General features: G+C 74.2%; 21 protein-coding genes. 14 read left to right on the top strand and 7 right to left on the bottom strand.

Translation table 11 applies throughout. The features are described 5' to 3' along the window. Positions 1–11 precede the first annotated feature (11 nt). From QP089_RS25200 to QP089_RS25170, 7 genes are all read left to right on the top strand, one after another. Complete coding sequence (locus QP089_RS25200; protein ID WP_285914479.1) at positions 12–2,537, top strand: DUF4118 domain-containing protein; 2,526 nt, start codon at positions 12–14, stop codon at positions 2,535–2,537. Beyond that, the gene (locus QP089_RS25195) at positions 2,534–3,211 is read left to right on the top strand and encodes a response regulator (protein ID WP_285914478.1); all 678 of its coding nucleotides are present in this window, start codon (positions 2,534–2,536) and stop codon (positions 3,209–3,211) included. Before QP089_RS25200 ends, QP089_RS25195 begins: the two co-directional genes overlap by 4 nt. A 115-nt stretch (positions 3,212–3,326) precedes the next feature. Further along, complete coding sequence (locus tag QP089_RS25190; RefSeq protein ID WP_285914477.1) at positions 3,327–3,854, top strand: HU family DNA-binding protein; 528 nt, start codon at positions 3,327–3,329, stop codon at positions 3,852–3,854. A 71-nt stretch (positions 3,855–3,925) separates the two neighbouring features. Next, positions 3,926–4,429 (top strand): SigE family RNA polymerase sigma factor, encoded by a 504-nt coding sequence (locus QP089_RS25185; RefSeq protein WP_285914475.1) that lies wholly within the window; start codon positions 3,926–3,928, stop codon positions 4,427–4,429. 3 nt (positions 4,430–4,432) lie between these two features. Then, positions 4,433–5,476, top strand: coding sequence for a hypothetical protein (locus QP089_RS25180; RefSeq protein ID WP_285914473.1), 1,044 nt, complete (start codon positions 4,433–4,435; stop codon positions 5,474–5,476). A 104-nt stretch (positions 5,477–5,580) separates the two neighbouring features. Then, complete coding sequence (locus QP089_RS25175) at positions 5,581–7,068, top strand: alkaline phosphatase family protein (RefSeq protein WP_285914471.1); 1,488 nt, start codon at positions 5,581–5,583, stop codon at positions 7,066–7,068. Positions 7,069–7,096: 28 nt separating this feature from the next. After that, positions 7,097–8,335, top strand: a complete 1,239-nt coding sequence (locus QP089_RS25170) for a YncE family protein (RefSeq protein ID WP_285914469.1) — start codon at positions 7,097–7,099, stop codon at positions 8,333–8,335. A gap of 66 nt (positions 8,336–8,401) precedes the next feature. On the opposite strand, the gene nhaA is transcribed toward QP089_RS25170, so the two are convergent. The 6 genes from nhaA to QP089_RS25140 form a co-directional block, all read right to left on the bottom strand. Beyond that, a complete protein-coding gene (nhaA, locus tag QP089_RS25165) occupies positions 8,402–10,309 on the bottom strand; it encodes a Na+/H+ antiporter NhaA (protein ID WP_285914467.1) in 1,908 nt (635 codons plus the stop codon). 106 nt (positions 10,310–10,415) lie between these two features. After that, positions 10,416–11,012, bottom strand: coding sequence for an Rv1733c family protein (locus tag QP089_RS25160; protein WP_285914465.1), 597 nt, complete (start codon positions 11,010–11,012; stop codon positions 10,416–10,418). Positions 11,013–11,040: 28 nt separating this feature from the next. Continuing rightward, entirely contained in the window at positions 11,041–11,670 is a 630-nt protein-coding gene (locus tag QP089_RS25155; protein ID WP_285914463.1) for a CBS domain-containing protein, read from the bottom strand. A 69-nt stretch (positions 11,671–11,739) separates the two neighbouring features. After that, positions 11,740–13,362 carry a phospholipid carrier-dependent glycosyltransferase gene (locus tag QP089_RS25150; protein WP_285914462.1) on the bottom strand — a complete coding sequence of 541 codons (1,623 nt, stop codon included), beginning with the start codon at positions 13,360–13,362 and terminating at the stop codon, positions 11,740–11,742. A 32-nt stretch (positions 13,363–13,394) separates the two neighbouring features. Further along, positions 13,395–15,122, bottom strand: a complete 1,728-nt coding sequence (locus QP089_RS25145) for an alkaline phosphatase family protein (RefSeq protein ID WP_285914460.1) — start codon at positions 15,120–15,122, stop codon at positions 13,395–13,397. Positions 15,123–15,341: 219 nt separating this feature from the next. Continuing rightward, positions 15,342–16,490, bottom strand: coding sequence for an NDMA-dependent alcohol dehydrogenase (locus QP089_RS25140; protein ID WP_285914459.1), 1,149 nt, complete (start codon positions 16,488–16,490; stop codon positions 15,342–15,344). 215 nt (positions 16,491–16,705) lie between these two features. On the opposite strand from QP089_RS25140, the gene QP089_RS25135 reads away from it, so the two are divergent. From QP089_RS25135 to QP089_RS25105, 7 genes are read left to right on the top strand one after another with little or no spacing between them, the layout of a single operon-like run. Beyond that, entirely contained in the window at positions 16,706–18,256 is a 1,551-nt protein-coding gene (locus QP089_RS25135; protein WP_285914458.1) for an FAD-dependent oxidoreductase, read from the top strand. 1 nt (position 18,257) lies between these two features. After that, complete coding sequence (locus QP089_RS25130; protein ID WP_285914456.1) at positions 18,258–19,337, top strand: alpha-hydroxy acid oxidase; 1,080 nt, start codon at positions 18,258–18,260, stop codon at positions 19,335–19,337. Further along, the gene (locus QP089_RS25125) at positions 19,331–20,680 is read left to right on the top strand and encodes a cytochrome P450 (RefSeq protein ID WP_285914454.1); all 1,350 of its coding nucleotides are present in this window, start codon (positions 19,331–19,333) and stop codon (positions 20,678–20,680) included. The genes QP089_RS25130 and QP089_RS25125 overlap by 7 nt, the downstream gene beginning before the upstream one ends. Positions 20,681–20,685: 5 nt before the next feature. Beyond that, positions 20,686–21,735 carry a DUF6282 family protein gene (locus tag QP089_RS25120; RefSeq protein WP_285914453.1) on the top strand — a complete coding sequence of 350 codons (1,050 nt, stop codon included), beginning with the start codon at positions 20,686–20,688 and terminating at the stop codon, positions 21,733–21,735. Then, positions 21,732–23,132, top strand: a complete 1,401-nt coding sequence (locus QP089_RS25115) for an aldehyde dehydrogenase family protein (protein ID WP_285914451.1) — start codon at positions 21,732–21,734, stop codon at positions 23,130–23,132. Before QP089_RS25120 ends, QP089_RS25115 begins: the two co-directional genes overlap by 4 nt. Before the next feature lie 54 nt (positions 23,133–23,186). Next, positions 23,187–23,855: a response regulator transcription factor gene (locus QP089_RS25110; RefSeq protein WP_285914449.1), complete on the top strand. Its 669-nt coding sequence runs from the start codon at positions 23,187–23,189 to the stop codon at positions 23,853–23,855. Between the two features lie 20 nt (positions 23,856–23,875). After that, a complete protein-coding gene (locus QP089_RS25105; protein ID WP_285914445.1) occupies positions 23,876–25,108 on the top strand; it encodes a sensor histidine kinase in 1,233 nt (410 codons plus the stop codon). Here the strand turns inward: QP089_RS25105 and QP089_RS25100 are convergent. Next, the gene (locus tag QP089_RS25100; protein ID WP_285914443.1) at positions 25,105–25,746 is read right to left on the bottom strand and encodes a DsbA family oxidoreductase; all 642 of its coding nucleotides are present in this window, start codon (positions 25,744–25,746) and stop codon (positions 25,105–25,107) included. The genes QP089_RS25105 and QP089_RS25100 overlap by 4 nt on opposite strands. Positions 25,747–25,779: the final 33 nt, after the last annotated feature.

Here is a 25,779-nt window from a genome sequence, read left to right as displayed (position 1 = left end):
GAGACGACGCCATGGCCAGGGGGCAGCTCCGCGTCTACCTCGGGGCCGCCCCCGGCGTGGGCAAGACCTACGCCATGCTCTGCGAGGGGCGGCGGCGGCTGGAACGCGGCACCGACGTCGTCGTCGGCTACGTCGAGACGCACGGCCGCCCCCGCACCGCCGCGCTGCTGGACGGCCTGGAGATCGTCCCGCGCCGCACCCTGGTCCACCGCGGCGCGACCTTCACCGAACTGGACGCGCAGGCCGTGATCGACCGGGCCCCGGCGGTCGCGCTCATCGACGAGCTGGCGCACACCAACGTCCCGGGCAGCCGCCACGACAAGCGCTGGCAGGACGTCGAGCGGATCCTCGACGCCGGCATCGACGTGATCTCCACGGTCAACGTCCAGCACCTGGAGTCGGTCAACGACGTCGTGGAGGAGATCACCGGGGTCGCGCAGCGCGAGACGCTGCCGGACGAGGTGGTCCGCCGCGCCGACCAGGTGGAGCTGGTCGACATGGCGCCGGAGGCGCTGCGCCGCCGGATGGCGCACGGCAACGTCTACGCGCCGGAGAAGGTCGACGCGGCCCTGTCGAACTACTTCCGCGTCGGCAACCTCACCGCGCTGCGCGAGCTGGCGCTGCTGTGGCTGGCCGGCAAGGTCGACGAGCAGCTCGACCGGTACCGCGCCGACCACGGCATCGCCCGCACCTGGGAGGCCCGCGAGCGCGTCGTCGTCGCCCTCACCGGCGGCCCCGAGGGCGACACCCTCATCCGCCGCGCCGCCCGCATCGCCGACCGCACCAAGGGCGCCGACCTGCTGGCCGTCCACGTCACCCGCGGCGACGGGCTGGCCGGCGCGGGACCGGCGCCGCTCGCCCACCAGCGCAACCTCGTCGAGGGCCTCGGCGGCACCTACCACCAGGTCGTCGGCGACGACGTGCCCCGCGCCCTGCTGGAGTTCGCCCGCGCGGTGAACGCCACGCAGCTGGTCATGGGGGTGTCGCGGCGCAGCCGCCTGTCGCGGGCGCTGCTGCCCGGTGTCGGAGTCACCACGACCGCGCTGTCCGGGCCGATCGACGTGCACATGGTCACCCACGAGCACGCGCACCGGAGCCTGCGCCGGCCCCAGGACGGCGGCCCGAACCTGCCGCTGCGGCGCCGCCTCGCCGGGTACGCGCTCGCCGTCGTCGGCCTGCCGCTGCTCACCCTCGCGCTGACCGCGCTGCGCGGGTCGTTCTCGCTGCCCACCCAGATCATGTTCTTCCTGGCGGCGGTGGTCGCGGTCGCGCTCGCGGGCGGGCTGTGGCCGGCGCTGCTGGCCGCCGTCGCGGGCTCGCTGCTGCTCAACTTCTTCTTCGCGCCGCCGCTGCACACCCTCACCATCGCCCAGCACGAGAACCTGATCGCGCTCGCGGTGTTCCTGCTGGTCGCGGCCGGGGTCAGCGGGGTGGTGGACCTCGCCGCGCGGCGCTCGCGGGAGGCCGCCCGGTTCGGCGCGGACGCCGAGGTGCTGTCCACCCTGGCCGGGAACGTGCTGCGCGGCGAGCGGGAACTCGACGCGCTGCTCGGCCGGCTCCGCGAGACGTTCGGGCTCGACTCGGTGACCCTGCTGGAGCGCCGCGCCGGCGACGACGGCGACCCGCCGCGCTGGCAGGTCGTCACCACCGCCGGGGGACGGCCCTGCACCGTCCCCGAGGAGGGCGACACCGAGATCCCCGTCGGCGACGACCTCGCCCTCGCGCTGCGGGGACGCCCGCTGCCGGCCGGGGACCGGCGCGTCCTGGAGGCGTTCGCCGCGCAGGCCGCCGCCGCGCTGCGGCGCCGCCGGCTGGAGGCCGAGGCCGAGCGGGCCCGCCCGCTGGAGGCCGTCGACCGGATGCGCACCGCGCTGCTCAGCGCCGTCAGCCACGACCTGCGCACCCCGCTGTCGTCGGCGAAGGCCGCCGTCGAGAGCCTGCGCAACACCGAGATCGACTGGACGGCCGAGGAGCGCGCCGAGCTCGCCGACACCGCCGGGGAGTCCCTCGACCGGCTCGACCGGCTCGTGGCGAACCTGCTCGACATGAGCCGGCTCCAGGCGGGCGTGCTCGGCATGGCCGCCCGCCCGCTCGCGCTCGACGAGGTCGTCCCGCGCGCCCTGGACGAGATCGGCGCCGCCGCCCGGCACGTCGGCGTCGCGATCCCCGGCGACCTGCCCGAGATCGAGGCGGACCCGGCGCTGCTGGAGCGGGTGCTGGTCAACCTGATCTCCAACGCGCTGCGCTACAACCCGCCCGGCCCGCCCGTCCTGATCACCGCGGGGGCGCTGCGCGACCGGGTCGAGCTGCGGATCGCCGACCGCGGCCCCGGCATCCCGGCCGCCGACCGCGACCGCGTCTTCCAGCCGTTCCAGCGCCTTGACGACCGCGACAACCACACCGGCGTCGGGCTCGGCCTCGCCCTGGCGCGCGGCCTCACCGAGGCGATGGGCGGGGAGCTGATCCCCGAGGACACCCCCGGCGGCGGCCTGACGATGATCGTCGTGCTGCCGGCCGGGGAGAATGGAGCGTCATGACGCGCGTGCTGGTGGTCGACGACGAGCCGCAGATCCTGCGGGCCCTGCGCATCAACCTGCGGGCCCGCCACTACGAGGTGGAGACCGCCGCGGACGGCACCACCGCGCTGCGCCGCGCCGGCGACTGGCATCCCGACCTGGTCGTGCTGGACCTCGGGCTCCCCGACATCGAGGGCCTGGACGTCATCCACGGGCTGCGCGGCTGGACCCGCACCCCGATCATCGTGCTGTCCGGCCGCGCGGGCAGCCGCGACAAGGTGGAGGCGCTGGAGGCGGGCGCCGACGACTACGTCACCAAGCCGTTCACGATCGAGGAGCTGATCGCCCGGATCCGCGCCGTCGGCCGCCGCGCCGCGCCCGGCGAGGAGGCGCCGACCGCCGCGGTGGGCGCGCACACCGTCGACCTCGCCGCCAAGACCATCACCGCGCGGGACGGCACGCCCGTCCGGCTCACCCCGACCGAATGGCACCTGCTGGAGATCCTGCTGCGCAACCCCGGCAAGCTCATCAGCCAGGGCCAGCTGCTCACCGAGGTGTGGGGCCCGTCCTACACCCGCGAGACGCACTATCTGCGGCAGTACATGGCGCAGCTGCGCCGCAAGCTGGAGCCGGACCCGACCCGTCCCCGCCACCTGCTCACCGAACCCGGCATGGGCTACCGCTACCAACCGTGACCCCGCACCGGGTCCGGCCGCCCCGCCGACCTGGAGACCCGGCCGTATCCAGGGATTCTGCCGGTCACGCTGGGCTAGCCTGAGCGAACGAAACGCCGCAATGGAGGCAGGGCGCATGAATCGCAGCGAGTTGGTCAAGGCCGTGGCGGAACGGGCGGGCGGCGACGAGGCGGTCGCGCGCCGGCACGTCGACGCGGTGTTCGAGGCGGTGATGGACGCGGTGTCCGCCGGGGAGCGCGTCGTCGTCACCGGGTTCGGCGCGTTCGACCGGTCCGCCCGCCCGGCGCGCAGCGCCCGCAACCCGCGTACCGGCGCGGCCGTCGAGGTGCCCGCCGCGCTCGTCCCGACGTTCCGGTTCGGCCAGACCTTCCGCAACCGCGTCGCCCAGAGCCCCGCCGAGACCGCGTCGACCGCCGAAGCCGTGGCGGTCGAGGCCGCGGCGGTCGAGGCCGCGCCGGCGGCCGAGGACGCCCCCGCCCCGTCCAAGAAGCCCAAGAAGGGCAAGAAGGCAGCGGCCTCTAAGGCAGCGGCCAAGAAGGCGCCGGAGAAGGCGCCGAAGAAGGGCAAGAAGGCCGCCGCCGCGGACCCCGCGCCGAAGAAGAAGGGCGGGAAGGCCAAGGCGAAGGCCAAGGGCGGGAAATAGCCGCGCCGCGCGGGCAACCATTGCGGCCGGTCGACCGGTAGATGTCGGCGGACGATCTACTGGGAGGTCGGATGCGGGATCGACCGGACTACGCGGCGTACGTGACCGAACGGTCACCGCGGCTGCTCAGAACCGCCTACCTGCTGTGCCGCGACTGGGGCCAGGCGGAGGACCTGCTGCAGACGGCGCTGGTGAAGGCATGGCGGGCGTGGCGCCGGATCGAGGACGATCCGGACCCCTACGTCTACCGGATCCTCGTCAACACGCACGCGTCGTGGGCGAGGCGGCGCTGGCACGGCGAGCGGCCGACCGGCCGGACGCTGGAGGGCCCCGACCCGGCGGACGGCATCGGCGCCGCCGAGGACAAGGCGGTGCTGTGGGAGGCGCTCGGCCGGCTCCCGCGGCGCCAGCGCGCCACGGTGGTGCTGCGCTTCTTCGAGGACCTGTCCGAGCCGCAGGTCGCCGCGGTCCTCGGCTGCTCGGTCGGGACCGTGAAGAGCCAGACCAGCAAGGCCCTCGCCAAGCTCCGGATCGACCCCGGGGTGCTGGCCGCCTCGCCGCAGGGAGGGGAGTGACCCATGGCCCACCAACTGAAGGACCTGACCGAGGTCATGGAGGCCGAGAGCGCGCGCGGCCTGCCCTCGCCGGACCTGCTGGACGGCGTCCGCCGCCGGGTCCGGCGCGGCAACCGCCTGCGCGCCGCAGCCGCGGCGCTGAGCGTGGTGCTGGTGGCGGGGACGGCCTTCGGGATCGTCCGGCAGCAGGACGGGAGCGATCGGGGGCGGCAGGCGCTGGCACCGACGATGACCGGCGTCACCAACGAGGCCTTTCCCAGGTCCGCGCCGGAAGAGGGCATGCAGCCGCTGAAGGAGGTGCGGTTCTCGAAACTCCTGGCCAGAGCGCGGCTCACCGTGACGCCGACCGGGCCGTTCATGGGCACCAGGCTGAAGTGCTCGGGCGATTTCATGGTCTTCATGACGGTGCGCGGCGCCAACGCGGGCGGCGGCTGCGGAACGGGCTCGCCCGACGCCAACTCCACCTCGCTCTACCAGGTGACGCCGGGCGTCCCGATCACCATCGACGTCGTGGCCGTCCCGTCGGCGGCCTACGATCGGGCGCCGGACGCGTTCGACGCGACGGCGGACCTCGACCGCTACCTGAAGAGCCATACGCCTGCTCCGGGTGACTGGAGCCTGCGGATCTACAGCGGTCAATGCGACTCCGAGCACTGCAGGATGGCGGCCCATCCGCCGCGGCAGCAGGCGCCGCTCCCGGTCACGGGGCTGAAGCGGCTGGCGCGGGCGTCCGGAACCGCCGACGGCCGCACCCGGACGGTGCCGCTCAAGACGAAGGCGCTGCGAATGCGGGTGACGTGCGTGGACGGCGCGGCGACCGCGGTGGTCCGGATCGGCGGGCACGCCAAGGTGGTGCCCTGCGAGGCCGCCGAGTCCGAGGGCGTCGTCTGGGACGCGCAGCTCGCGGACGGTGCGGACGGTCTGGAGATCGTCGTGCTGCCGGCGGAGGCGGGCGAGGTGCACGGCACCGGCGACGCCGCGCTGGCGAAGCTGATGAGGGGCGCGAAGCCGGCCGGGAAGTGGACCCTAGACGTCTACGCCCGCTGAGCCCGAGGGTCGCCGGGCCGGGGCGGTGAACGCGCCGGCCCGGCGGCTCGCCGAGCGCCGCGCGGTTCCGCGGACGCCCAGGTCGGCCGGGTTACGCTCGCGACGTGATCTTGCCTGGTGAGCGGCGCGGGGAGCGCCGCCCGGCCGGCCCGGGCGTGCCGCTGACGCGGCGCCGGCTGCTGTCGGCGGCGGGCGCCGCGGCCGCCGCGGCGTTCGCCGCCGAGTTCCTGCCGCCGAACGTGCGCCGCGCGCTGGCCGCCGAGCCGGCGCGCGGCCCCGGGCGGCTGAAGGACGTCAAGCACGTGGTGATCCTCATGCAGGAGAACCGCAGCTTCGACCACTACTTCGGGACGCTGCCGGGCGTCGCCGGGTTCTCCGACCCGAACGCGATCACGCTGAGCACCGGCCGGTCGGTGTTCTACCAGCCCGACGACGTCAACGAGGCCGGCTACGTGCTGCCCTTCCACCTCGACACCACCAGGAGCAGCGCGCAGGCCATCCCGTCCACCAGCCACGCGTGGGGCGTCCAGCACGCGGCCTGGAACAACGGGAGGATGGACGGCTGGCTGCCCGCGCACCGCGCCGCCGACGGGGACGCCGCCCCCTACGTCATGGGGTACTACACGCGCGAGGACATCCCGTTCCATTTCGCCCTGGCCGAGCAGTTCACCGTCTGCGACCGCTACCACTGCTCCGTGCTCGGCCCGACGTGGCCGAACCGGCTGTACCTGATGAGCGCCACCATCGACCCGGACGGCGACGACGGCGGCCCGATCACCGGCAACGTCGACCCCGAGCCCTACACCTGGGACACCTACCCGGAGGCGTTGACCGACGCCGGCGTGAGCTGGAAGGTGTACCAGGAGGCCGACAACTACGGCTGCAACATCCTGGAGCCGTTCGCCGCCTACCAGGACGCCCCGACCGGATCCCCGCTGTACCAGAACGGCATGCGGACGTACTCGGCGGGCCGGTTCGAGTACGACGCGGCGCACGACCGGCTGCCCACGGTGTCGTGGATCATCCCGACCAGCTACCAGTCCGAGCATCCGGACTACACGCCCGCCGCGGGCGCCGACTACATCGCCAGCAAGATCGACGCGATCGCCTCGAACCCCGACGTGTGGGCCAAGACCGTCTTCATCCTGAACTACGACGAGAACGACGGGCTGTTCGACCACGTCCCGCCGCCGGTCCCGCCCGCCGGGACCGACGGCGAGTTCGTCGACGGCGTGCCGATCGGCGCCGGGTTCCGGGTGCCGTGCGTCATCGTGTCGCCGTGGACGCGGGGCGGCTGGATCGCCAGCGAGCCGTTCGACCACACCTCCCCGCTGCGGTTCCTGGAACGCGTCACCGGCGTGGAGATCCCGAACCTCAGCGACTGGCGCCGCGCCACGTTCGGCGACCTGACCTCGGCGTTCGACTTCGGCCGGTCCGCCGGGCAGGGCGCGTTCCCGAAGCTGCCCGGCACCAAGGGGCCGCTCGCCGACGCGGTCACCGGCGTCACCTCCCTGCCCGCCCCCGCGCTGCCCGGCGCCGAGCAGACCCCGCCCGTCCAGGAGCACGGGCCGCGGCCGCGCCCGCGGCGCTGAACCGCACCGACAGCGACAGGAGACCGAGATGGTGCGAGGACTGCGAGGACTGCGAGGACTGCGAGGACTGAGCCTGGCCGCCGCCGGGACCGCCGCCGGGGCCGCGCTGGTCGCGCTGCCGGTGGCAGCGTCCGCGCTGGCCGGTCCGGATCCGGGCGCGGGCCCGGACCCGGGAGCGGGCGCGTCCGACGAGCAGGGCGTCCAACCGGGCGCGCCGACCTGGGCGCCGTTCGTCCCGCCGGCGCCGCGGACTTCGGTGCCCACACCGCCGGTGCCCGCCCGCCCGTCCCTCCCGTACGTGCCGCCGGCGCCGTCCCCGTGGGGGCGCAGCCAGCCCGCGAAGGCCGGCTACACCGGCTACGTCGCGCTGGCCGGCAGCGGCAGGGTCGCCCGGGTGGACGTCGCCGCCCATACCGTCACCTCGACCGCCATCCGCGCCGACACCGCCGAGGGCGTCGCCGTCACCCCGGACGCCAGGAAGCTGTACGTCGCGGTCACCGGCCAGTTCCAGGTGGCGGCGGTGGACACGGCCACGCTGCGGACGACCCCGATCGTCGTCGGCCCGTTCCCGCAGGACGTCGCCGTCTCACCGGACGGGTCACAGGCGTACGCGGCCGTCACCGGCGGCGACACCGGCGCGGGCGGGTCCAGCACGGTCGCGGTCATCGACACCCGCACCGACACCGTGACCCGCCGCATCGACGTCGGCGCGGCGCCGCGCCGGCTGGCTTTCGCGCCCGACGGCGAGCACGCCTACGCGGCGACGGCGGGCGGCCTCGTCGTCATCGACACCGCGAAGGGCACGGTCACCGGCAAGGTCCCCGGCATCCCGGACGCGCAGGGCGTCGCCGTCGGCCCGGACGGCTCCCGCGTGTACGCGACGCAGCCGGACGCGGACCTGCTGTACGTGGTGGACGCCGAGCACCGCAAGGTCACACGCAAGGTGAAGGCGGGCGCCGAACCGTGGGCCGTCGCCGCCACCCCGGACGGACGGAAGGTCTACGTCGCCGACATGAACTCCGACTCGGTCGGCGTCTACGACGCCACGGGCCGCAGGCACCTCGCGGACGTGCCGGTGGGCCGGCTGCCCGCCTCCGTCGAGGCCGTCCCGGACGGCTCGGAGGTCTGGGCGGGCAACGACATGACCGGCACCGTCTCGGTGATCGACACCGGCACCGACAGGGTCACAACGACGATCCGGGGCGGCGCGCGGAGCGAGACCCTCGGCGCGAGCCCCCTCGACATCGCCTTCGTCCGCAACCCCTGACGAACGCGCGTTCACTTGCGGCGAGTCGTCGTCTGGAGCGTTCCCATAACGACGACTCGCCGCAACTCAACGCGAAGCGCGGGCGCCGATGGCGGCGCGTTTGCGGGCGATGTGGACGGCGTGCCGCAGGCTCTCCAGGTCGTAGGCGCCCTGGTGGCGGCGCCCGTTGACGAAGAACGTCGGGGTGCCGGACACGCCGCTGAGGTCGGCGGAGTCGACGTCCTCGGCGACCCGGCCGGCGCCGGCGCCGCGGCGCAGGTCGTCGCGGAACCGGGCCACGTCCAGCCCGAGGTCGCCGGCGTACCGGACGAGGTCCTTGGGCTGCAGCGCGTCCTGGTGGGCGAACAGCAGGTCGTGCATCTCCCAGAACGCGCCCTGCGCGGCGGCGGCCTCGGCGGCCTGCGCCGCGAGCTGCGCCTGCGGGTGGACGTCGTTCAGCGGCAGGTGCCGCCACACGTACCGGACGTCGCCCTGCCCGGCCAGCAGCTCGCGGATCACCGGCTCGGCCTGCCCGCAGTACGGGCACTCGAAGTCGCCGTACTCCACCACGGTGACCGGCGCGCGGTCCGGGCCGCGGACGTGGTCGCGGGCCGGGTCGACCGGCGCGGCCAGGTCGATCACGCTCTCCGCGGTGCCGAGCAGCGCGACCACCCGCGGCCGGGCCGGCAGCAGCGCCGTCACCCGGACCACCAGCCAGGTCAGCGCCGAGGCCAGCAGCGCCGCCGACAGGATGCCGACCTTCGCCTCGGCGAGCCGGTCGCCGGTGAACGCCAGCGTCGCGATCAGCAGCGCGGCGGTGAAGCCGATCCCGGCGATGGCGCCGCCGCCCCCGACCGCCGCCCAGCCGACCGGCGGCTTCAGCCGGCCCCGGCTCACCGCCGACACCAGCCACGACAGCCCGAGGATGCCGATGGGCTTGCCGAGCACGTAGCCGGCCACGATGCCGAGCGTCACCGGCGAGGTGAACGCGTGCCGCAGGAACCCGGCGCTGATCGGGATCCCCGCGTTGGCGAGCGCGAACATCGGGACGATCACGTAGCTCGTCCACGGGTGGTACAGCTGCTGGAGCCGCTCGTTGGGGGAGATCGCGGCGGCGACGCCGGTCCGCGCCGACCGGGCCAGCTCCGGGGTCGGCTGCTCGCGGAACAGCCGGAACACCTCGCTGGCGCGCTCCAGGTCGGTGCGCGCGGCCGGGTAGGCGTACGTCAGCAGTCCCATCGCCAGCCCGACGACGACCGGTTCGACGCCCGAGGCGTCCAGCGCCAGCCACGCGGCAACGCCGAGGACCGCGTAGACCGGGAGGCGGGCGACGCCCGCCGCGCGGACCGCCAGCGTCACGGCCAGCACGCCGACGGCCGCCAGCAGCGGCCCCGCCTTGACGTCCTCGCTGTACACGGTCGCGATCACCAGCAGCGCGACCAGGTCGTCGACCACGGTGACGGTGAGCAGGTAGGCGTGCAGCCGGGCCGGGAACCGCTTGCCGACGAGGGTGAGGACGCCGAGCGCGAACGCCGTGTCGGTCGACATCGCGGTGCCCCAGCCGTGCAGGGACGGCCCGCCCGCGTTCACCGCCAGGTAGATCGCCACCGGGACGACCATGCCGCCGATCCCGGCGGCGAGCGGCAGCGCGAGCCGGCGGCGCTCGCGCAGCTCGCCCATGTCGAACTCGCGGCGCGCCTCCAGCCCGACGACGAAGAAGAACAGCGTCATCAGCCCGCTGTTGATCCATTCCCGCAGGTCCATCGACAGGGCGTGGCGCCCGGCGCGCAGCGACGCCTCCGTCCCCCAGAACGCGTCGTAGGACGAGCCGGAGGCGTTCGCCCACACCAGCGCCGCGATCGTCGCGGCCAGCAGGACGACCGCGCCGCCGGTCTCGGTGCGCATGAACTCCCGCAGCGGCGTCTGCAGGTTGCGGGCCCACGCCGTCCGGTCCGACAGCGGTCCGGCGGGCGGCCCCTCGCGGCGTTCCGTCATCGCGGCATCGTCACCCGATCCTCCGGCGGCACTGCGGGGGCGGGCCGGTCGGCGTCCCCCACCAGCGCATACCCCATGATCGCCGGGCCGGAACCGGCGGCGCGGGTCAGCCGATGTGCGGGCGGTCCAGCCGGGCCCACGCGGCGTCCCACATCTCCTCCCGCCCGCGGTCGCAGCGCCGCCGGACCGCCAGGTACACCGCCAGCGGCGGCAGCGCGGCGGCGCCGGCGGCGCCCGCCCCGGCGAAGACCGCGCCCGCGACGGTGTCCGCGCGGTTCTGCGGGCGCGGGGACCGCTCGCCGCGGGCGTCCACCCAGATCCGCCGCGTCGTGCCGGGTCGGGCCGACCTCCCCGCGGGGATCACGGTCGTGTGCGCCCGGCCGTCCGGGGTGGTCCAGCCGAGCCGGGCGTAGGAGTAGCGCTGCTCGCCGTCGTTCTGCTCCTCGATGCCGGTGACCCGCGCGATGATCCGGTGGTGCCCGGCCGACTCCGCCCGCTCGGCGCGCACCCCGGCCGTGTAGGCCAGCGACGCGGCGCTCGCGCAGGCGGCCGGCGCCGCGATCGCGAACGCGGCGGCGGCCCCGATCCCGACGGCCCGCTGCCGCCGGTCGACGGCGCGGCGCAGCGGGTTGCCGTCGAACCCGCAACGGCGGCGCAGCCCCCGCAGGGCCGCCGGGACGCGGCGCGGACGAACGCTGGTCATGGCTCCCCTCCCGATGGGATCCATGATCTCAGCCCGTCCCCCCGCGGGCCCCGCCGGGCTCCGGGGTGCGCACCGACACCCGGGTGACGCCGGGCACGGTGCGGGCCAGCACGTCGGCGACGCGCTGCGCCGCCTCGTCGGCCGGCCCGGTCAGCACCACCGCCCCGTCGCGCACCGAGACCTCCCAGGCGTGCCCGCCGGGGCCGTACTCGGTGATCGCGGCCAGCACGTCGTCCCTGATCCGCGCGTCCCCGCGGGCCAGCAGCGCGATCAGGTCGCGGCGGCTGACGATGCCGACGAGCACGGCGCCGTCCAGCACCGGGACGCTCTTGTGCCGCGTCCGCATCATGGTCTCGGCGAGCGCCGCGACGTCGGTGCCCGGCCGGGCGGTCTCCACCTCCCGCGTCATGACCTCCTCCACGTACCGCGGCGGCGGCCCGGCGGGGGTGGCGAGGGGGCGGGAGAACGCCCGCGGGTCGGCCTCGAACGCGCCGCGCAGCAGGTCCATCTCGCTGACGATCCCGGCGAGCCGCCCGTTGTCGTCCAGGACGGGCAGCGCGGTGATGTCGTGCTCGTGCAGGACGCGGGCGGCCTGGCGGACCGTGGCCGTCCGCGGGATCGTCACGACCGGTGAGGTCATCGCCTCTCGGACCAGCATGGCGTCCTCTCCTTCAGCGTGTCGTCCTGTCTACATCTCCCGCAGCGGACGGCGCATGCACCGCCCGGGTCACCGCGCCGCGGGCGCGGGACGCCGGTAGAGGGTGATGGAGTGGCCGACCTCGCCGATCGGCTCGCTCGTCCGGACGAGGGCGAGTATGCGGGGATCGGCCTTGGCGATCCAGCTGTCGGACACCGCGAGGACGCCGCGGACCCGGTCCGGCGGGACGGCGAGCGGGTCGGAGGCCGTGATCCCGTAGTGGGACGGCACGCCGCTGCCTTTGTAGGCGAGCCAGACCGGCTCCCCGGCGTACCGGTCACGCAGGCGCCCGGCGAGGCGGCCGAGGTCCTGGCCCCAGTCCACATTGGAGTCGTGCAGCCGCAGATGGGTCTTGGACGGCCCGCCGAACGCCTCGTTGGAGTAGGGCAGGTAGTAGGGGAAGGTCCGGACCGAGCTGACCGCGGCGAACAGGACCAGCCCGGCCGCCGCCACGGGCGCCCACCGCCACCGGACCGCGGCCGCGCAGCCTGCCGCGACCGCCAGCAGGATCGGGACGAAGATGGCGTACCGGACGCCGAGGTCGCGGGATCCGGCCATCGCGGCGCCCAGCAGCACCGCCGTAGGCGCGAGCACGTACGGTGCCGCCGGACGCAGCCGCCGGACCGACACCATCGCCGCCGCGCCCGCGAGCCAGAGCGCGAGCATCCCCAGCGGCGTCTTCACCAGGAGCGCCGCGGGCAGGTAGTACCAGAGCGATCCCTGGTAGTGGCGGCCGAACAGGAACCCGGTCCACGTCGCGTCCTCGAATCCGAACTGGACGCGCAGGCCGTCGCGGTAGGGGCGCGGGAACGGCAGCGCGTCCGTGGCGAGCCCGCGAAGCCCGCCGATCGCCGGGACCTCAGGTGGCGTCGTCCACCGCAACCGCGGATCGACGGCCAGGTAGCTCGCCCACACCACCGCGACCGCGATCACCGCGACCCCCGCCGCCGCTGCGGCCGCCCGAAGGATCGCCTTCCCGGCCGTCCCGGCCCCGTCCCGGCGATACGCCGACCACGCCGGGACGGCCGCGAGGGCCAGCAGAACCGGGACCGCCGCGAGCGTGCTCATCTTGGTCGCGAGCGCCGCGCCCAGCGCCGCCCCCGCGAGCGGCAGGTACGGCCATGGCCGGTCCCGCGCCCGCCACAGCAGCCACACCGACGTCAGGACGAACCCGGCCGCCGGCACGTCCAGCGTGGCCAGCGACCCGTGCGCGATGACGTCCGGCGAGAACGCGTACAGGCCCAGCGCCAGCAGCCCGCCCGCCGCACCGGCCAGGTCGCGCGCGAAGGCGAAGACGACCAGGCCGAACAGCAGCGTCAGCACGATCATGGGCAGCCGGGCGGCGAGCATCACCCGGCCGGGGTCGTTGCCCGACTCGTACAGCAGGTGCCGCCCGACCGCCTCCTGCGGCCCGGTGTAGGACCGGTCCAGGCGGACGCCCGCCAGCTCCGGCCCGATCCCGATGACCAGCTTGCCGAGCGGCGGATGCTCGGGGTTGTCGCGCAGGTCGTGCTCGCGCAGGTACAGCAGGGACGCGCCCGCGTACACCGGCTCGTCGATGGTCGGCGTCTGCCGCACCGCCGTCGTGACCATCGCCGCCGCCATCCCGGCGAGCAGCGCCACCACGGCGAGCACCACCGCCAGCGACCTCATCGCCCCACGGTCCCACCACCCGGGGCCCGAGGTCACCTGTGCGACGCCGCGGGCGCCGAACCCGTGGAGGGCGTGGAGCCGAACGCGGCCAGGAAGCGATCGCGGAACGTGCTCATCGGCCAGACCGGCGAGGTGCGCGCGGGCCGCAGGCCGTCCTGCCAGCCCCATCCGGAGATCTTGTCCAGCACGGCCGGGTCGCGGGCCACGATCGTGACCGGGACGTCCCGGCTCGCGTGCTGCCCGGCGATCGTCGGCGCGGGCTGGTGGTCGCCCAGGAAGACCAGCACGGTGTTCTTCGTCCCGTAGGTCAGCATGTAGGAGACCAGGGTGTTCAGCGTGTACTCGATGGACTTGCGGTACTCCCCGCGGATCCGGCCGGACGACGGCCAGGGCGCGTTCTCGCCCTTGCCCATCCCGTCGAACACCGACCCGTCGCCCACCGTCCTCCAGTCGACCAGGCTCGGGATGGACGCCCACGGCGCGTGGCTGGACACCAGCGCCAGCTCCGCCATCACCGGCGCCCGCTTCGAGCCGCTCAGCTCGTCGCGCTGCAGCGTGTTCAGCGTGTACTGGTCCGGCATGGTCGTGTAGCTGAACCGGGGGCCCTTGTAGCCGAGGTTCCGGTCGTCGTAGACCTTGTCGTAGCCGTAGAACGACGCCTCCGGCCACGACCGGGTGATCGCCGGCTGGACGGTGAGCGTCCGCCAGCCCGCCTCGCCGAACGCCCGGGTGAGCGTGAACCGGCTGCTCGACGTCAGCGTCCGGTACCGCTGCTGGTTGTCGATCCACAGCCCGGACAGCAGCGTCGAGTGCGCCAGCCAGCTCCCGCCGCCCGCCGTCGAGGAGGTGAGGTAGCCGCTGCGGGCGCCGAACCCGGCGGCCTTAAGACGCTGCGTGCCCGCGTCCAGCGTCGCGTCCACCTGCGGCGCGTACTCCGGGTGCTCGACCGCCGAACGGCCGTAGCTCTCCACGAACGCCAGCACGACGTCCTTGCCGCGCAGGCCCGTCAGCAGTTGGGTCGGCGGGGTCTGCCGGAAGGCGTCGACGGCGGCCTGCTTGGCGAACACCTGGCGGTCGTTCAGGCTGACCCGGACCTGCCTCGCGTGGTCGTAGGCGAGTTCGGCGGTGCTTCCCGAGGCCAGCGGGACGCCGGGGACGAGCCGCACGCCCAGCGCGGCGCACGCGACCCACGCCGTGGCGAGCACCGCGACCGTCCGGCCCGCCGCGGTGCGATGCCGGGCCGCCAGCCGGGTCAGCCGCAGCACCGCCAGCGCCGCCAGCACCGGCACCGCGAGCACCAGCAGCACGATGAGCGCGGTCAGGCCGATCGCGGCCGGCCGTCCGGCGGAGGTGTCGACGAACTCGAACCCGGGCCGCAGGAAGCTCCAGTCGAACACCGGGTTGAACGGGCGGACCAGGACGGCGTCGAAGCCGATGTCCAGCACCTTGACGACGACCAGCACCCCGAGGAGCGCGCCGAGCGGCGCCGCGACCCACCGCCGCGCCCGCTCGGGCAGCACCAGGACCAGCGCCACGGTGAGGAGCGCCTCGACCGGGATCCGGACGAACTGCCCGGGCGTCAGCCGGCCGAACTGGTCCGGCGCGTCGAGGGCGAACAGCACGAACAGGACGGCCAGCGCGGTCGTCGCCCATCCCGCGGCGCGCCGCAGCCGGCCTCGCGCGGGCGGGTCGCCCGCATCCCGCGCGTCCCCGTCCCCGCGGTTCGCGCTCGCCGAACGGAACGCATGAAACACCGACATCTCGGCTCTCCCCAGCCTGGCCCGTGACCGCCCGTGCCCGGCCGGAGTCCGGCTTCGACACCGGGTGCGGTCGGGCACATCCGGTTGTACGGCCCGGCGCCTTGATCGGTTCAGCCGCGCGGCGCCGCCGGGACGCCCCGGCGCATCGGAAAGGCCGCCCCGGGATGCGTTCCCGAGGCGGCCTTTCCAGGGTCGTAAGGCGCGGCGGCGCCGGCCGGATCAGTACTTGATCAGGCCGCGGATGTTCTTGCCGTCCCGCATGTCCTGGTAGCCCTGGTTGACCTCGTCCAGGCTGTAGGTCTTGGTGATCAGCTCGTCGAGCTTGAGCTTGCCCTCCTCGTAGAGGCGGAGCAGGCGGGTGACGTCGCGGCGCGGGTTGGCGTTGCCGAAGATGCAGCCGACCAGCTCCTTGCGCTGCATCGCCAGGTCGAACAGGTTGAGCTTGACGTCCTCCTGCATGACCGGCGCGACCGCCGTGACGACGCCGCGGCCGCCCTTGGTGACCATGCCCATCATCGGGCCGATGAGGTCGCCGGTGGCGGTCCCGACCGTCAGGATGACCTTGTCGGCGTTGGCGCCCCAGGTCATCTCGGCGACCATCGCCTGCGCCTCCTCGATCGAGGCGGCGCTGTGCGTCGCGCCGAAGACGCTGGTCGCCTTCTCCCGCTTCCACTCCACCGGGTCGACCGCGACGACGTGCCGGGCGCCGGCCATCGCCGCGCCCTGCACCGCGTTCATGCCGATGCCGCCGATCCCGATCACCACGACGGTGTCGCCGGCGCGCACGCCGGCGGCGTTGACCGCCGAGCCCCAGCCGGTGGTGACGCCGCAGCCGACCAGCGCGGCCTTGTCCAGCGGGATCCAGTCGTCGATCTTGATGACGGACGACTCGTTCACCACCGTGTACGGCTCGAACGTGCCGGTGCAGCACATCGTGCCGAGGTCCTCGCCGTTCTTGGAGTGGTGCCGCGAGGTCATGTCGCTGATCTGCCGGCCCGACAGCAGGAAGGCGCCGAGGTCGCAGATGTGCTGGCGGCCCTGCGCGCAGGAGGGACAGCGGCCGCACGCGGGGATGAACGACAGGACGACGTGGTCGCCCTCCTTCACCGAGGTGACCCCGGGGCCGACCTCGACGATCTCGCCGGCGCCCTCGTGCCCGCCGATCACCGGGAACTGCTTCCAGCCCATCAGGTCGGCGATCTCCTTGTCGATCACCATGTCCCCGGTGACCATGTGCTCGTCGGAGTGGCACAGGCCGGACGCCGCGAGCTTGACCTTGACCTCACCCGCCTTGGGGTCGTCGAGTTCGATGTCCTCGACGCTCCACTCGGTGTTCTTGTCCCACAGGATCGCCGCTCGAGTCTGCACAGGGCCCCCTCGCTGGTTCGGGCTGAAGATTCGTCAAAAATAGACGTTTCCGGGCCCGCCTGTCGACATCCGAATCGGATTATGTTTCATGTTCCGGACGGGGTTCCGGTCATGCCGCTGGACACTCGTCCAGGTCCGGTGCTTTCTTAGAACCCTCTGAGATCCCCGTCCTACCGTCTGCGGCGTTCGATCGGCGAGCGAGCGGAGGCGGCACGGTGGACGGAATCCGGGACTACCTCGTTATCGGCGCGGGACCGGCGGGCCTGCAGCTCGGCCATCTCCTGCGGCGCGCGGGCCGCGACCACGCCGTCCTCGAGAGCGGGCCCGGCCCGGGGACCTTCTACCGGACGTTCCCCCGGCACCGCAGGATGATCTCCATCAACAAGCCGCACACCGGCTGGGACGACCCCGAGCTGAACCTGCGGATGGACTGGAACTCGATGCTCAGCGACGTCCCGGACCTGGTGCTGAGCAAGTACACCGACGCCTACTTCCCGAACGCCGACGACTACGTCCGCTACCTGGCGGACTATGCGACGACGCTGAAGCTGGACGTCCGCTACGACACCCGCGCCGTCAACGTCGCCAAGGACGGGCACTTCAGGGTCACCGACCAGCGCGGCGAGGTGCACGAGGCCAGGCGCGTCATCGTCGCGACCGGGTTCGGCGCGCAGAACGTCCCGGACATCCCGGGGATCGAGACCGTCGAGCACTACTCCGACGTCTCGGTCGACCCCGACGACTTCACCGACCAGCGGGTCCTCATCCTGGGCAAGGGCAACTCGGCGTTCGAGACCGCGGACGCGCTGACCGAGCGGGCCGCCGTCATCCACGTCATCGGCCCGAGCGACGTCCGGTTCGCGTGGCGCACGCACTTCATCGGCCACCTGCGCGCGGTGAACAACAACTTCCTCGACACCTACCAGCTCAAGGCGCAGAACATGGTCCTGGACGGCCGGGTCGAGCGCATCGAGCACGACGGCGGCGCCTACCGGGTCCGCATCGCCTACGCCCGGCGCGACAAGGTCGTGACGCTGGAGTACGACCGGGTCATCAACTGCACGGGCTTCCGCATGGACGCGTCGATCTTCGACGAGACGTGCCGGCCGCAGCTCGTCATCAACGACCGGTTCCCGGCGCTCACGACGCAGTGGGAGTCGGTGAACGTCCCCGACCTGTTCTTCGCCGGGACGATCACCCAGTCGCGCGACTTCAAGAAGTTCACCAGCGCCTTCCTGCACGGGTTCCGCTACGGCGTCCGCGCGCTGCACCGGATGCTCGAACGCCGGTACGAGGGGATCGACTGGCCCGAGCGCGAGCTCCCGGCCGACCCCGGCGCCATCGCCGGCGCCGTGCTGAACAGGATCAACCGGACGTCGGCGCTGTGGCAGCAGTACGGCTTCCTCTGCGACGTCGTCGCGGTCGGCGACGGCGGCGCCCGCTACCTGGAGGAGCTGCCGCTCGACCACGTCGCCGAGCATATGGAGGGGGAGGACGAGCACGCCTGGTTCACCGTCAGCCTGGAGTACGGCGCCGGGCACGCCGACATCGACCCGTTCGACATCGAGGCGGGGCGCGCCTGGGAGGCGGACCCGTCCAAGGAGGACCGCTACCTGCATCCGGTGATCCGGTACTACCGGGACGGGAAGCTCACCGGCAGGCTGCTGCTGCCCGAGGACATCTGCAACGACTGGTCCGGCGAGGAGGAGTTCCGCGCGCCGCTCCGCGCCTTCGCCGCGTCCGCCCTCGACGGTGCCGGGGCCTGACATGGGCGCCCCGGTGAACGTCCGCGAGTTCGAGGAGCTCGCGCGCGAGCGGCTCGACCCGGTCCACTACGACTACTTCGCCTCCGGCGCCCAGGACGAGGTGACCGTGCGCGTCAACGAGGCCGCGTTCGCCCGGCTCGCCCTGCTCCCGCGCGTGCTTCGCGGCGCCGGGACGCCGCGGCTCGGCGTCACCGTGCTCGGCGCCGAGGCGTCGATGCCCGTCATGCTGGCGCCCACCGCGTTCCACCGGCTCGCCCACCCCGACGCCGAGCGGGCGACCGCGCGGGCCGCCGCCAAGGCCGGCGTCATCATGATCGCGGCGATGCTCTCCACGGTCGCGATCGAGGAGGTGGCGGCCGAGGCGCGCAAGGCGGCGCCCGACCCGGCGCTGTGGTTCCAGCTGTACCCGCAGCCCGACCTGGGCTTCACCGAGGCGGTCGTCCGGCGCGCGGAGGCGGCCGGGTGCCGCGCGCTGGTGGTCACCGCCGACTCGCCCGCGCTCGGCCGCAACGAGCGCGGCGACCGCAACGGCTTCCACGACCTGCCGCCCGGCATGCGCTGCGAGAACCTGCGCGAGCCCGGCGACTCCGCGCGGACGGGCCACGTAAGGCAGGTCGTGCTGTCGCCGGAGATCTGCTGGGACGACCTCGACCGGCTGCGCGGCATCACCGACCTGCCGATCGCGGTCAAGGGGGTGCTGCGTCCCGACGACGCGCGGCTGGCCGTCGAGCGGGGCGTCGACGCGGTCATCGTGTCCAACCACGGCGGCCGGCAGCTGGACACGGTGCCCGCCTCGATCACCCGGCTCGCGCCGGTGGCGGACGCCGTCGCGGGCCGGGTTCCCGTGCTGCTCGACGGGGGCGTGCGGCGCGGCACCGACGTGGTCAAGGCGCTCGCGCTGGGGGCGGACGCGGTCGCGATCGGCCGTCCGGCGCTGTGGGGCCTGGCCGCCGGGGGCGAGGACGGGGTGACGGACGTCCTCGGGCTGCTGCGGCGGGAGCTGGAGAACGCGCTCGCACTCTGCGGCTGCGCCGCGCCGGAGGACGCGGATCCCGGCCTCGTCGAGGAGGGGCCGTGCTGATCGCGGCGGTCGTCGTGGCGGCGATCGCCGTTCTCGCGAGCCTGCCGTACTGGCTGCCGCGAGCGGTGGTCGCGCTGCGGGTGCGCATCTTCGCGCGGGTCAACGGCGAGGAGGGCGTTCCGATCCCCGGCGACCTGGTCGGCGCCGACCGGTTCCGGGAGGTGTACTCCCATCCGGCGGCGGACGGGCGCAGCGAGGGCGCGCCGCTGTCCGACCTGTTCTGGTACTGGTTGGCGCCCGGTCCGCACGTCCATCAGGAGCACCTCGAACCGGGGGAGCGCTACGACGACGTCGCCCGCACCACCCGCCGCTTCCTCGCCCGGCCGAAGGGGGAGGTGGCAGCGCTCGCGCAGCGCTGCGCCGCCCGCGTGCTCGACGAGACCGGGCCCGGGCTCGTCCGCCTGCGCGACCTGATGATGCCGATCTGGGCGGAGTTCTCCTACGAGCTGGTGTTCGGCGAGCGGTGCCCGGCGCACGCCCGCGCCCTGATCGTCGCGAACGCCGACGACGTCGTCACCGCGCTGAAGTGCTGCGGGCTGCGGCACATGGACCGCCGCGGCCGGCTGACGGAGTACCTGCGGGACCGGCTCGGCGACGTCCGCCTCCCGCTGCCCGAGCGGCTGTCGAAGGACGAGCAGGTCTTCTACCTGCAAGGGACGTTCTTCAACACCGCGGTGGTGCAGATGTCGGAGGCGATGGCGCACCTGCTGATGGCGATCGCCCAGCACCCCGACGTGCAGCACCGCCTCGCCGCCGATCCCGCCGACGACGCCTACCTGGACCGCGTGATCGAGGAGAGCATGCGCCGGTACCCGCTGTTCGGCATCGCGCACCGGATCACCTCGGCCGACATCGCCGTGGACGAGCGGACCACGCTGCCCGCCGGGTCCGTGCTCTGCTTCAACTACCCCGAGTTCCACGCCACCGGCTTCGAGGACGCCGACCGCTTCGACCCCGGCAGGTGGGAGCGCCTGGCTGTGCGCGAGGCGAACCACATCCCGTTCGGCGTCACCGCGAACCGGCCCTGCCCGGCGCGGGGCGTCGCGCCCGCCGCCATGCGGGCGGTGACGCGAGAGACGCTGCGCCGCTTCGCGCTGTCGTCGTCCGCTGCGCACACCCGCTCCCTCCCGAACCGGGGGCCGTGCCTGCTCGCCCCGCGCGGCGCCCCGTCCCGCCGCGCCGGGGCCCGGCTGGCGCTGCTGCGGCTGCGCGACCGGTGGGAGGACGTGTGGCGCAGCCTCGTCCAGCTCGTCTACGGGACGTACATGGTGCTGGACGCCCGGCGGCAGCGCCTGGCCGCCGCCTACTTCGAGAACCTGCGGACCGCCGGAGAGGAAGGCTGATCGGGGTGGACGACGAACTGCTCGCCGAGGCGCGGCTGCGCCGCCCGAACGGCGCCCCGCACGACCGGTTCCTCGCCTCCTACCGCGCCCGGATGGGCTATCGCGGGCAGGCGCTCGTCCCGCCCGCCGTGTTCGGCGTCGAGGACGCGGTGGACATCCACTGCCACGCCCACGAAGGACAGCAGGACGCGCTGGCGATCGCGAAGCTGGCGTCGGCCAGCGGGATGAAGGGGCTGCTGTTCAAGAGCGTCGTGGGCATGAACCGGCCCGAGGCGCCCGGCCCGGCCGAGGTCGTCCGCGCGGTCGGCCGGGACCTCGAACGGTGGTGCGAGGACACCGGCGTCGAGCCGGTGCGGCTGTGGTCGGGGTGGATCGCCACCGACACCCGCGGCCTGCCGCTGCCGGAGGCGGCCCGCCGCGCGATCGAGGACGGCGCGTCCGCCATCTGGATGCCGGTCTTCCGCAGCGCCAACACACTGCACAAGGTCGGCGGGCTGCCGGTGTGGTGGGGCGAGGACTCCCGCGAGTGGAGCGACCCGCTGCCATGGCCGGACGCCCTGCGCGCCGGCGCGTACACGCTCGACGAGCACGGCGTCCTCAAACCCGAGTACAAGGAGGTGTTCCGCATCGCCGCCGACCACGACGTCATGGTCTCGTTCGCGCACGCCACGCACGAGGAGATCTACGCGATGGCGGACGAGGTGCGGAACCTCGGCATCACCAGGGCGGTGATCGACCACCCGTTCAGCCCGTTCATCGACCTGTCGCTGGACCAGATGCGGGAGCTGACATCGGCGGGGATCACCATGAACTTCACCTACGACGAGATCTCCCCGCTGCTCGGCGTCGACCCGGCGCGGATGTGCGCGACGATCCAGGCGCTCGGCACCCGGCACGTGACGCTGTCCAGCGACGCCGGCGAGCCGCTGTTCCCCAACACCGTCGAGGCGCTGCGCCTGCTCCACGCCCACATGCGCGCGTTCGGGCTGAGCGAGGAGCAGGTGCACGAGACCGGTTCCGTCAACCCGTCCCGGCTGCTGAAGGCGGACGCATGACCGACATGCTCATCGGCGGCGAGCTCATCGGCTCCTCCCGGACGATCGGCGTCGTGAATCCCGCGACGGGCGAGGAGTTCGCCCGCGCGCCCGACTGCGACGAGACCGCCCTCGACGCGGCGGTGCGGGCGGCGAACGAGGCGTGGCCGGGCTGGCGCGCCGACGCGGGCGAGCGGCGCGAACGGCTGGCCGCCGCGGCCTCCCTGCTGCGCGACGCGGCGGGCGAGCTGGCACCCCTCCTGACGGCCGAGCAGGGCAAGCCGCTGCGGGAGGCCGAGGCGGAGGTCGCGCGGGCCGCCGCCCGCTTCCAGCACCTCGCGGAGCTGGAGATCGCGCCGGACGTCATGGAGGGCGTCGACGGCGAGCGCGTCCGCGTGCACTGGCGCCCGGTCGGCCCGGTCGCCGCGATCGCGCCGTGGAACTTCCCGCTGCAACTGGGCGCGGCGAAGGTGGCGCCCGCGCTGGCGGCCGGCTGCGCCGTCGTGCTCAAACCGTCGCCGTACACGCCGCTGGCGACGCTCGCGATGGGACGCGTCCTGGCCGGCGCGTTCCCGCCCGGCGTGCTCAACGTCATCTCGGGCGCCGACCCGCTGGGGGAGCGGCTCGCCGCCCACCCCGGCATCCGGAAGATCAACTTCACCGGGTCGGCGGCGACCGGGAAGCACGTGGCCGCCGCGGCGGCGCCCGACCTCAAGCGCCTCACGCTGGAACTCGGCGGCAACGACGCCGCGATCGTCCTCGACGACGCCGACGTGGACGCCGTCGCCGACGGGCTGTTCTGGAGCGCCTTCGCCAACTGCGGCCAGATCTGCATGGCGGTGAAACGCGTCTTCGCGCCCGCCGTGCTCCACGACGACCTGGCCGAGGCGCTCGCGGAGCGCGCCGCGAAAGCGGTCGTCGGCGACGGCATGGACCCGGCCACGCAGATCGGCCCCATCGCCAACCGCCCGCAGTACGAGCGCGTGTCGGGCCTCGTCTCCGAGGCACTGGCTCAGGGCGCCCGCGCCGCCGCTGGCGGAGCCCCGCTCGACGGCCCCGGGTACTTCTTCGCCCCGACCGTGCTGGCCCGCGCCGAGGCGGGCATGCGGATCGTCGACGAGGAGCAGTTCGGCCCGGCGCTCCCTGTCGTCCCCTACCGCGACGTCGACGAGGCGGTCGCCCTCGCCAACGCGACCCCGTACGGGCTGTGCGGCTCGGTCTGGGGCACCGACACCGGCCGCGCCGCCGCGGTCGCCGAACGCCTGGAATGCGGCACCGCCTGGGTGAACGGTCACATGCGGATGTCGCTGGACGAACCGTTCGGCGGCAGCAAGCACAGCGGGCTCGGCGTCTCCGGCGGACCGTGGGGCGTGCGGGCGCACTGCGAACCGTTCGTCCTCCACGTCCCGGCGTCCTGAGGCGCGTCCGGCGGGCACCTGCCGTCAAGATCAAGGCCGTGGAATCCTGGAGGGGTGCGCACGCATCCGCCCCGGATTCTCCTCATCGAGGACGACGCCGAGATCGCGGGGATGCTGGACGAGCTGTTCACCGGCGAGGGGTACCGCGTCGAGGTGGCCCCCGACGGGCACCGCGGCCTGCACCTGGCGCTCGCCCGCGCCTATGACGTCCTGGTCGTCGACCGGATGCTGCCCGGCCTGGACGGCCTGGAGGTGCTCCGCCGGATCCGCCGCAAGGGCGTCGCCACCCCCGTGCTCGTGCTGACCGCGCTCGGCACGGTCGCCGACCGGGTCGCCGGGCTCGACTCCGGCGCCGAGGACTACCTGGTCAAACCGTTCGAGGTCGACGAGCTGCTGGCGCGGATCCGGGCGCTGCACCGCCGGCACGCCGACCGCGCGCGGACGCTGCCGCTCGGCTCGGGCGAGATCGACCTGGTCCTGCACCGGGCGCGGCTCGCCGACGGCACCGAGCACGAGCTGTCCGCCCGCGAGTTCGAGCTGCTGCGCGTCCTCGCCGGCCGGCCCGGCATGGTGTTCAGCCGCGCGGAGCTGCGCGAACGCGTCTTCGCCGACACCACCTCGGAGTCGATCGTCGACACCTATGTCCACTACCTGCGGCGCAAGCTCGGCCGCGGCACCGTCCGCACCGTCCGCGGCCTCGGCTACCGGGCTGGCGAGCTGTGAGGCCGGCCGGAGGAGGCACCGTGCAAGGACCGGACGCCCGCGTGCTGTCGAGGGTCGGATGGACCCTCACCCTGCAGCTCGCCGCGGCGGCGACCGTCGTGATCGCGCTCGTCGGGGCGCTGGTCTACCTGGCGATGAGCGCCGGGCAGCGCAGCGACGCCGAACGCGACCTGCGGCACGTGATCGCCGCGAACGCCGTCGAGAACGCGCCCCCCTGCGTGTGGATGTTCGCCATCGAGGACGGCCGGACCCGCCGCACCCCGAACGCGCCGGACGGCCTGCCCGTCCGCGCCGACCTGCGCGCCACGGGCACGGTCGTGCGCGAACACCGCATCGGCGGGATCGGCTACCTGGTGCGCACCGAGCACCGCGGCCCGGTCGTCGTGCAGGCGGCCCTCGACCGGCGGTACCAGATCCAGGAACGGCAGCGCCTCTACAAGGCGCTGGGCGTCGCCGAGATCGGCGGGCTGCTCGCCGCGCTCGTCACCGGCCGGCTGCTGGCGCGGCGGGCGATCTCCCCGCTCGCCGAGGCGCTGGACCGGCAGCGGCGGTTCGTCGCCGACGCCAGCCACGAGCTGCGCACCCCGCTGACGCGCCTGCACGTCCGCGCGCAGCTGCTGGCCCGCCGCACCGACGCGGGCGCGCTGGGCGACGAGCTCGGCGCCATCGTCTCCGACACCCGGCAGTTCGGCGAGGTGATCGAGGACCTGCTGCTGTCCGCCCGGGTGCGCCCCCGCGCGGCCGAGGGCAGTCCGGTGGACCTCGCCGGCGTCGTCGCCTCCGTGACCGCCGCCGAATCCGTCCGCACCCGGGCGCAGGACATCGCCCTCGACGTCACGGGCGCCGGCGCGCCCTGCGTCGTGGAGGGCGTCGAGACGGCGCTGCGCCGCGTCGTGTGCGCGCTGCTCGACAACGCCATCGGCCACACGCCGCCGGGAGGCCGCGTGGAGGTGGCGCTGGCGCGCGACGGCGACCGGGTCGAGCTGACCGTCCGCGACGACGGGACCGGCTTCGACCCCGCCGACGCCGAACGGATCTTCCAGCGCTTCGCCCGCGGCGCCCACGGCAAGGGCCGCCGCTTCGGGCTGGGGCTCGCCCTCGTCCGCGAGGTCGTGGAGAGCCACGGCGGCACGATCGACGCGACCGGGCGTCCGGGGGCCGGTGCGTCCTTCACCGTCCGCCTGCCCGCCGCGTCCCCGCCCGCGCGCCGCCGCCGCGTGGGCGCCGTCCCGGCCCGCTGGGCCCGCGTCTAGGAGCCCGCTTCAGTCCAGGCGCGGTCGAGGACCTGCGCGAACGCCTCGGCGGGCTGGGCGCCGGACACGCCGTAGCGGCGGTCGACGACGAAGAACGGAACGCCGGTCGCGCCGAGCTGCTGGGCCTCGCGCTGGTCGGCTTCTACCTCGGCGGCGAACTTCCCGGAGTCGAGGGCGTCGCGGGCCGCGTCCGCGTCCAGCCCGGCCTCCGCGGCCACGCCCACCAGCGAGTCGCGGTCGAAGATCGAACGCCCGTCGGTGAAGTGCGCCTTGTAGAGCGCCTCCACGACATCGCCCTGCACGCCCTGCCCGCCCGCCAGATGGACGAGCCGGTGCGCGTCGGCGGTGTTGCCCACCCGTCCGCCCTCCAGGTGGTACTCCAGCCCCACCCCGGCCGCGCGCTCCTCCATCTGCCGGTTCATCTGGACGGCCTGGTCGCGCGACATGCCGTACTTCCCGGCCAGCATGTCCGCCACGTCCTCGGTCCGGCCGCTCGGGTAGGACGGGTCGAGCTGGAACGCCCGGTAGGCGACCTCGACCCGGTCGCGGTGCGCGAAGCCGTCGAGCGCCCGCTCGAACTGGCGCTTGCCGATGTAGCACCAGGGGCAGATCACGTCGGACCAGATCTCGACACGCATGGGACACCTTTCTCAGGGACGGCTGACCGTGTG

Source organism: Actinomadura opuntiae, assembly GCF_030283205.1.
Taxonomy (GTDB): Bacteria; Actinomycetota; Actinomycetes; order Streptosporangiales; family Streptosporangiaceae; genus Spirillospora.
Note: the sequence above shows the minus strand (reverse complement) of the source record. Positions and strands in the feature narration are given on the sequence as shown.